General features: G+C 78.7%; 1 protein-coding gene. It reads left to right on the top strand.

The window, feature by feature from the left end; genetic code table 11:
- Positions 1-672: hydantoinase B/oxoprolinase family protein (locus CKO13_RS12450; RefSeq protein ID WP_200261474.1), on the top strand; the 672-nt coding region annotated here is incomplete at both ends.

The raw sequence follows: 672 nt of genomic DNA, 5'->3' as shown, positions 1-672 counted from the left end.
TAGTAGACGGCGGCGACGCGGTGGGCGTGGACTTCCGCGGCAGCGCCGGGCAGGTCGACGGCAACGTCAACTGCCCCCTGCCGGTGACCGCCGCCGCCGTCTACTACACCTTCCGCTGCCTGGTGCCGGCGCAGACGCCGGCCTGCGCCGGGGCGTTCCGCCCCATCGCGCTGCGCGTGCCCGAGGGCTCGCTGCTCAACGCCCGGCGCCCGGCGGCGGTGGCCGCCGGCAACGTGGAGACCAGCAGCCGCGTGGTCGACGCCGTCTGCGGCGCGCTGGCCGAGGCCCTGCCCGGGCGGATCCCGGCGGCGAGCCACGGCTCCATGAACAACCTCGCCCTCGGCGGCGGCGCCGAGGGCGAGCGCTGGGACTACTACGAGACGCTCGCCGGCGGCGCCGGCGCGGGGCCGCGGGGGCCGGGGCGCTCGGCGATCCACACCCACATGACCAACACCCTGAACACCCCCATCGAGGCGCTGGAGATGGCCTACCCGCTGCGCATCCGCCGCTACGCCGTGCGCCGCGGCTCCGGTGGGGCGGGGCGCCACGCCGGCGGCGACGGCGTGGTGCGCGAGTACGAGGCCCTCGCCGAGGTGGCGGGGGCGCTGATCAGCGAGCGCCGGCGCCACGCCCCGTGGGGCCTGGCCGGCGGCGGTGCCGGCGCCCCGGGGG

Origin of the sequence: Halorhodospira neutriphila, assembly GCF_016584055.1 — a bacterium.
Classification (GTDB): Bacteria; Pseudomonadota; Gammaproteobacteria; order Nitrococcales; family Halorhodospiraceae; genus Halorhodospira; species Halorhodospira neutriphila.
This window is presented reverse-complemented; position numbering and strand designations above follow the sequence as displayed.